Source organism: Aquiflexum sp. (genome assembly GCF_041751335.1).
GTDB lineage: Bacteria > Bacteroidota > Bacteroidia > Cytophagales > Cyclobacteriaceae > Aquiflexum.
In genome coordinates, this window is record NZ_JBGSXS010000365.1 from 1 (window position 1) to 7,114 (window position 7,114).

General features: G+C 40.9%; 4 protein-coding genes and 1 pseudogene. 1 reads left to right on the forward strand and 4 read right to left on the reverse strand.

Going from position 1 to position 7,114, the window contains the following annotated elements:
• The 3 genes from ACEW8U_RS19815 to ACEW8U_RS19825 form a co-directional block, all read right to left on the reverse strand.
• A partial coding sequence (locus tag ACEW8U_RS19815; protein ID WP_373523793.1) for a DUF6443 domain-containing protein occupies positions 1–1,325 on the reverse strand: 1,325 nt, incomplete at its 3' end.
• A gap of 17 nt (positions 1,326–1,342) precedes the next feature.
• A complete protein-coding gene (locus tag ACEW8U_RS19820) occupies positions 1,343–4,669 on the reverse strand; it encodes a PKD domain-containing protein (RefSeq protein ID WP_373523794.1) in 3,327 nt (1,108 codons plus the stop codon).
• Positions 4,670–4,686: 17 nt separating this feature from the next.
• Complete coding sequence (locus ACEW8U_RS19825) at positions 4,687–5,661, reverse strand: hypothetical protein (protein ID WP_373523795.1); 975 nt, start codon at positions 5,659–5,661, stop codon at positions 4,687–4,689.
• A gap of 495 nt (positions 5,662–6,156) precedes the next feature.
• Here ACEW8U_RS19825 and ACEW8U_RS19830 point away from each other — a divergent pair, with 495 nt between their 5' ends.
• Positions 6,157–6,624, forward strand: coding sequence for a RadC family protein (locus tag ACEW8U_RS19830; RefSeq protein WP_373523796.1), 468 nt, complete (start codon positions 6,157–6,159; stop codon positions 6,622–6,624).
• Between the two features lie 129 nt (positions 6,625–6,753).
• On the opposite strand, the pseudogene ACEW8U_RS19835 reads toward ACEW8U_RS19830, so the two are convergent.
• Positions 6,754–7,114: pseudogene (locus ACEW8U_RS19835) on the reverse strand (hypothetical protein); the annotation flags it as partial.

Sequence of the window (7,114 nt, forward strand, 5' to 3'; positions counted from 1 at the left end):
TAAACCCATCCTACATCTGTACCCTGTGACCTGGATTTGGAACCTGTCACCTGACCTTTGACGGCGGTATTGAATGATGTCAACAACCATTCCGGTACCTCCTGAAATGCATAAAGGAAATTGTCATTGGACCATCCTATATTGGTACGGAAAGAATAGTCGTCATAATAGGTGATGGACAGGATGCTGGCATCCAAAGCAGTAGTGGGGTAAGAAACGTTCAGTGAGTAGCCCTGAGCAGATGTATTTCTTGATTCAAACCGACCTGAAGCTGCTGCTACATTTGAAGTAAGTGTCGCCCTTGTGCTACTGCTTGTGAAAATCCCCGTTATTATGGGTCGATTATGAGAATCATATTTAACATACGTCCATTCTGGAGTGGATTTTGCACGCTGAACCCCATCTTGTGATAATACAGGTCTGTCCCAACGATCATATATGGTATAAACCCAGTCTGTACCTGGAGCTTTACTCCCTATTTGCCTGCCCAGATCATCATATTCGTATCTGAAATGCCAAAGGTTTGAATGGGTGGAATCAGGGGTAAGGGTAGCTGAAGATGCAGGAGGGATAAGGAACATCAATTCGTTGTAATCATTGTAAACATAATACGTGCTCATCCATACCGATGCAGCAGACTGTACCTGGGTCAGCACTGTCCTCCCAAGCCAGTCGGTGTATTCCCTGTTCAGATGGTTCTGCTCATCCTTGGTCTGCACGATACTGAGGGTATTATTGGGATAGGTTGTAGTTGATCTTGGCAGTCCGTTCACCACTTCCCATTTGCGGACCGCAAAATCAGTGGAGACGTTGACCAGGTTGACTACCTCAACGAATTTGTTGTCGAAATCCAAACCTGTTTTGGTGCTTTTCAGCACCCTGTCCAACGGGGAATCCTCGTAAACCGTATTGGTCCTTGGCCGGGTATCCCCGGTAACCCCTGCGGGTGGTGAGCTGAAGAAAGTTCCCTGTTCGGAAACCGCTGAGGTCCTGTAGCCGCCATTGGTTGCCGTACTCCGGTAAGGAAGGTAACCTATGGAGGGCCTGCCCTTGTTGTCATATACGATAGGCTGGATCAGGTCGTTTTTCAACGGGCTTGCCTGTCTGCCCACCTTTTGGATTGGCCTTCCTGCACCATCATGGTATTCATATACCGTAGACTTATTGTCCACAGTAAGTGACAGCACATCGGCATCAGTTTTTTTGCCTGCAACAAGTACTGTTTCTTTCCTGTTGAAATTCTGGGCAGGACTGGGAGCCAGGGTCTGGGCCTGAATTTGTTGGGAGGCCATTATAAGAAAAAGAGCAATTACCTTTTTATTCATTTCTAAAAGAATTATGGTCAGTAATCAATTGGAGTACAGTTTGGGTTACTTTTGTAAATGTTTATATAACTGCTTGCAATTGCAGTATTACTGCAGGTATCTGTAATGATGCACCGAATGTAATAGTAACCATGCGCAAATGATGAGTGTAAAAAATCACCGTAGTCTTGCGGACCATTTGCAAAAGAGATCCAGGTCCCTCCTGCAAGACGGTATTGGAAATCGTAATTATAGATACCTGTACAACCAGTACTGGTTGGGGAGCTGAAACTAGTACGGAACCTAGTATATCCGAAGTCTACTTGTGATGCAGTACAAGAACCCCAAACTCTGTTTGCTGGATTGCATAGGTCCTTCTCTTGGGGTCCGTCCGCACAAACGGTAATATTGAGGGGGTTCGATACCAAAAGGGAATACTGCCTGATGACCGGGCCGTATTCATTGGTAAACAGTGTCGCTGAAACCGTATACAAGCCTGATAACGGGTATGAGTGGGTCATGGTGGTCCTATTATCAGTATATTGAGTGCCGTTACCTGTGTTCCAGTGCCTTGTAAAGGTCCCACCGGTGGGAACCAGAATATCCTCCAGACTGAAGGTCACGGATTGCCCTACCAGCACCTGTGCCGGGTTGGCCACAATTTTAAAATTGGGTGTCTCATTTCTGTAATGGTATCTGTACCGTTCCCTGATATCATTGTTGTGGTCTTTGACGAGCCTCAGCCTCCCCAGGCCATCATATTCCATATTGACGTTTCTATTGTTGGGATCCTTTTCCTGTATGGGGCCGATAAGTGGTTTGTAAACATAAGAGGTCTTGAACTCCAAAGTACCTGGATTGGTGGTGGAGGAGGCTACAGTGGTGTTGTTGTTGGAGTAGGTGTAGGATGTAACAGTCCCGTCCCTGGAATTGGTAGATAACATTTTCCCTGTAGCCGGATCAAAACTGTAACTTGCTACTTCGACAAAAGAGGTAGGGAGTTCAAATACACCGGAACTGTTGATTTTGGAACCTGTATATGATGTGGACAGGTTCTTTTTCGATATCAATTCCGAATGGGGAAGTACTTTGTTGTCCTCTCCGAGAATCTGGTATCTTATTACTTGTGCTTCCAAAAGGTTTCTCACACCGGTTTTTTCCATGAATGTTTGTGATTCAATAACCGCACTATGTATGCGTTTTTCCCTTAATCGATAAACGGCTTTACTGAAACTGTCCATATCTACTATAGCATTTGTAACACAGTTTTCATACTGGGTTTGACAATTTGATTCGCAATAAGGATCACTTGAATTTATACATCCATCCAAACAACTGTAAAACTGTTGCTGACAGTCATAATTCTGATAAACATAATCCCAGTGATTCACATACTTCAGGTTTTTGATGATTTTCTGATCTGGATGGGAACTATTTGAAAATGTGGTAGAAACCAGCTGGTAGGTTCCAGGAGAGTATGCGTATACTTCATTTGTAATGATTCCATTATTTTGATTTTCAGTTCCGTATGAAGTGTTTATTTTGGATGAAAGAGTCAGAGCTTTTGATACAAAAGTGTAGTCATTTTGAAATACCTTCGGATCTGAATTTTCTATTGGAACAGTTATTTTTTCAGTAGCTGAAATGGTCCTCAGATTTGGATGACTAAAGTTGTACTGCATTGACTCATGGGTGACCATTGTACCCAACTCACTATACACTCCTATAGCTATCGGAAGTCCTCTTTCCCAAAATTTTGTACTACTTGTAAATAGTCCATCAAAGGAATATAGATCCATATTAGAATTATAATTTGTATAAAAATGAACTATTTTGCCCTTTCCCTGAATCCTTTCTTCAACCCTGCTATACCCTATGAAGGATCCGTTCAAATCAAATATTTCCCCGATAGGATGTGAAAACCTTCTCCATACTTTTTTTTTGTTCTGAATTACCGCTAAAGTCATAGTTGGGATCCTTGGAACAATTCCAGTTGATTGATTAACATGATCATAGATATACTGGACTATTTGAAAGTTTCCTGAGCCGTCATTTGATTTGATTTCTTTGATCCTGTTACCGCTGACGATTTTTTCGGTCCCATTGTGAAGCCCTTTATGAGGTTCAAATATATATTCTATGGTTGCACCACCTCGAAGGGATATCGATTTTATCAAATTTGCCTTCATCCTTGTTGTACTTGGTTCTCTAGATGCTCCAAAAAGTGCCCATTCAGTTGTCGGATATGCAGGAATCCAATCATTTACTGTATTGTCGTTATAAAGGCCTAGATAATCTATGTTTTTGGAATCGGTGCACGGGAGATTAATGCTTGTTTCATAAATAAATCCATACAGAGGTTCCGTACCTAGGTCATAAATGGCATCTAATTTTAAACGTTTACATCCCGAAGAGGAAAAATAATTATACTTTAAAAAAGTTTTGGATACCACTGCATTTAAATGGTCCCTGACAATAATAGATTCCAGCGATTTTCCCCCGTAAAGATCCTCCCTGTTGGTTGAATAATTGAATAAAATTGACCCTGATGAAGTTGATATCAAGAAAGGATCTCTTATAGATTGGGTCATTTCCAAAGTTTCATTTTTTAATATGTTATCATTCTCAAGTTTAACATCAGGGCCATTGTCCTTATAATATGAGTAATTGTAGATGGTATGATTTCCATATAGGTAGGAAAAAAATATTTCATCCGTTCCGTTTGCTGAAATGATTCTTTCTAAAAGCCATGTCGATGTTATGGTTTTTGTAGATCCAATTCCCTCTATAACTTTTCTGTAGGTGGTGGTTTCCCTAGATGCCGCAGTTGAACCGAAGATATATCTCGTTCCGTTCTGATCGATGATTTCCCACTGTCCGTCAGGTGAAGTTTTACAGATTCCAGGTTTGATAAGGATATCCTGAAAGGGCATCAGAACTGGAATTCCATTTTTGTCCAGTACAAATTTTCCTGACATTCCATTGATGGCAAAAGTATAGACATCAGGTTCCTCATCCGTTGGATTGGGCTTGCAATAGCCTCCTGTCAGGTCGTCGGGAAGGCCTTTTACCACCCTTGTGATCATACCTCCTGCCATCAGGTTCCATCCAAGCCCTACTGAACTTGCAACATCCTGTACCCGGTGACCAAAGCTGTTATAGGAAAGGGAAACAGATACACCCAGTTCCTTCCCCGAAATGGATGCCAAAGGAATGTTAATCCCAGGTGAACCTGTATAATGGCTGACCTGATTGGCAAGCCTGACGATCCCCATGGAATTTGGAGAGGGGCCTACATAATTCTGTGCAGTTACTGAACAGAAGAGCAATATCCCTGAAGCGGTGAAAAATAATTTTCTTATCATATTTGATTCCATTTAATTCATTTGTTTTTATTGTCTGTGCCTGACAATACCAGCCCGGCACTCAGGACAAGACGTTCTTTTAAATTTAATGCGGATATACCAAACCCGTTGGCTGAAAAGGCAACCGAAGACCTGAGGAATATGGTCTTATATATCCTGATATCTGAGCCCATTCCCATCATTAGAAGGTTTTTCCCTTCTGCACCATTTTTATGGATTTCTTTGGTTTCGGCCAGCGACCTGTAATACTCCGTCAATAGAAATATATTTTCCTTTACCCTAATGTTGGAAAACATTTTGATTGCAGTCAATGAAATAGTTCTAGTGGACAGATCGGAATGACCCAAGACAAGGCCCGAACCTGCCGTTAACTTGCTGTTCAATGCATAACCAAACTGCCCCTGGATTCCTGAAACCTGACCAAAAGAAGGGATATAGGATGCGATCAAACCAAGTTCTGATCTTTGGGAAAATTTTCTGTCCGATAGACTGTTTCTTTTTTTTGCGTATTCCGGGTACCTGCTGTCTTCAATCCTTTTGAATTTCTTTTTCTTTTTGTCAAGATCATTCATTGCATTCTCAAGCAGTCTACGGTCTGTAAAAAAATCCTCTTGTAATGTCTTGGGATTCAGCTTATCCTTAACAGATCCATCAACTGCCGGTATTTCAAATGGCATCTCCTCTCCAAATGATGGATCAAATCCCATTTCCCCCATTTCTCCAAGTCCCGATCTTTCTGTTAATTCCTCTTCCATCTTCAGTAAAATCTTTTCTTTGTACTCTTCGCTTTTGGCAGAATCCAATGGTATATTGTTTATGGCACCATTGGATTTCCTAAGCTGTTCCAAGGATCCACCTAAATTTTTTGTAGGAAATTCAAGGTTAATAGGGTTTGGTTTGGGAGTGAAGGAAAACCCCTTTGAATAAAAATCCTGTCCACTGACAGGCTGGAGAATGGGCAAAAGGAAAATAAGGAGACAGGTGCATTTCATGTTTTTGGGTCAATAAAAGTAATCCCATACATCAATATAAAATTGCACGAGCAGCAGAAATACAGAAGCCACTTCTGTATATTCCTAGGGTGATGCACTTTTATTCCGCCATCGAAACAAAAATATGTGGTTTTCAAATAGAAAAAAATACCCTAAACAGGGTATTTTTTTAAAAAGTTTTCAGAATTTTTTAATTAAAACTCAATCACGCTGAAATTACTTACCGTGACAGATATATCTGTAATCTGAATTTGCTCTTTCCACATCATTCTCAAAAGATAAGTTGATAAATCTATAAACTCTCTTGGCCAATGTTCTATCATTCAATTGATTCATGGCACAAGTTAGGATGTGGGCTGCTGGGGTGAACAAGGGCTTCCGGCATAACCCACTCCCCTGCCCTCTCATGGCCATTTATTCCTTTGCCTCTTGGTCTTGATTGCCCACATCCTGGGAGGGTACCATAAACAATTTCTCACTAAAACATGAAATGTTATGGAAACTTCAAAAATCAATTCCTTATCCCAAGTTGCTGAAATCCAACTTACCTACAGGTCTAAAGTCAGCCTTTCCCAATGTCCAAAAATTACTTGCTCACGACAGGCTTACAGTGTTTTGCTGGAAGGCTGGGACAAGGATAAAATAGAATTTGTGGAACAGTTCAAGGTCATGGTTTTGAACAAAGCAAACAGAGTAATCGGTGTGTTGCTGTTGGGAACAGGAAGTGTTGCAGGTGTTACAGTGGATGTCAAGCTGATCATGTTCACTGCCATGAAAAGTAATGCTTCCGGAATCATCATCAGCCACAACCATCCTTCAGGAAATCTGATGCCATCTAACCAAGACAAGTTGCTGACCCAAAAAGTCAAAGAAGCAGGAAATATCCTGGACCTGCCTTTATTGGATCATATTATTGTAACCCAGGAAGGATACTTTTCCTTTTCGGATGAAGGGCTGCTTTAGGCCCTTTTTTTAAGCAGGGATTGAGTTCGTTTTATTAGAGTTGACAGTAGGGTGCAGTGAGTAAAATCATTTTTTTGATACCCCTTTCTATTCTTTGGCATAACCTTTAAATCCTTATGAATATTGTTGTCACTTTAAAAAAATATCAAAATTATATTTTGGTTTGTAATTCAACATCTCCCTAGCTTTATCAATACAATATACTCTATCTATTTCCTTTGGAAACTCCCATCCTTGCCGGGCATACACCTCCCCTGCTTCAGGATAATATTTTAGAATTACGGCTTTTGGATTTTTCTTTATTTCCGTCAGGTCCTCTTTTTGGAAAGGGCTCAAGTTGGAAATATTAAAAATCTCAAAGTCCTTAAACTTTTTCTCAAGAGCAAGAATTACAGCAGCAGCTCCATCCCTTTCATCCAATCCCCTGTAAAGCCTGTGATTGGCCTTTAGGTTATCAGGTTCAGGGAGAAACCTTGACACTCTCAAAACT

Coding starts and splice junctions, on each gene's coding strand:
- ACEW8U_RS19820 (WP_373523794.1), bottom strand. CDS start 4,669: ATGATAAGAAAATTATTTTTCACCGCTTCAGGGATATTGCTCTTCTGT.
- ACEW8U_RS19825 (WP_373523795.1), bottom strand. CDS start 5,661: ATGAAATGCACCTGTCTCCTTATTTTCCTTTTGCCCATTCTCCAGCCT.
- ACEW8U_RS19830 (WP_373523796.1), top strand. CDS start 6,157: ATGGAAACTTCAAAAATCAATTCCTTATCCCAAGTTGCTGAAATCCAA.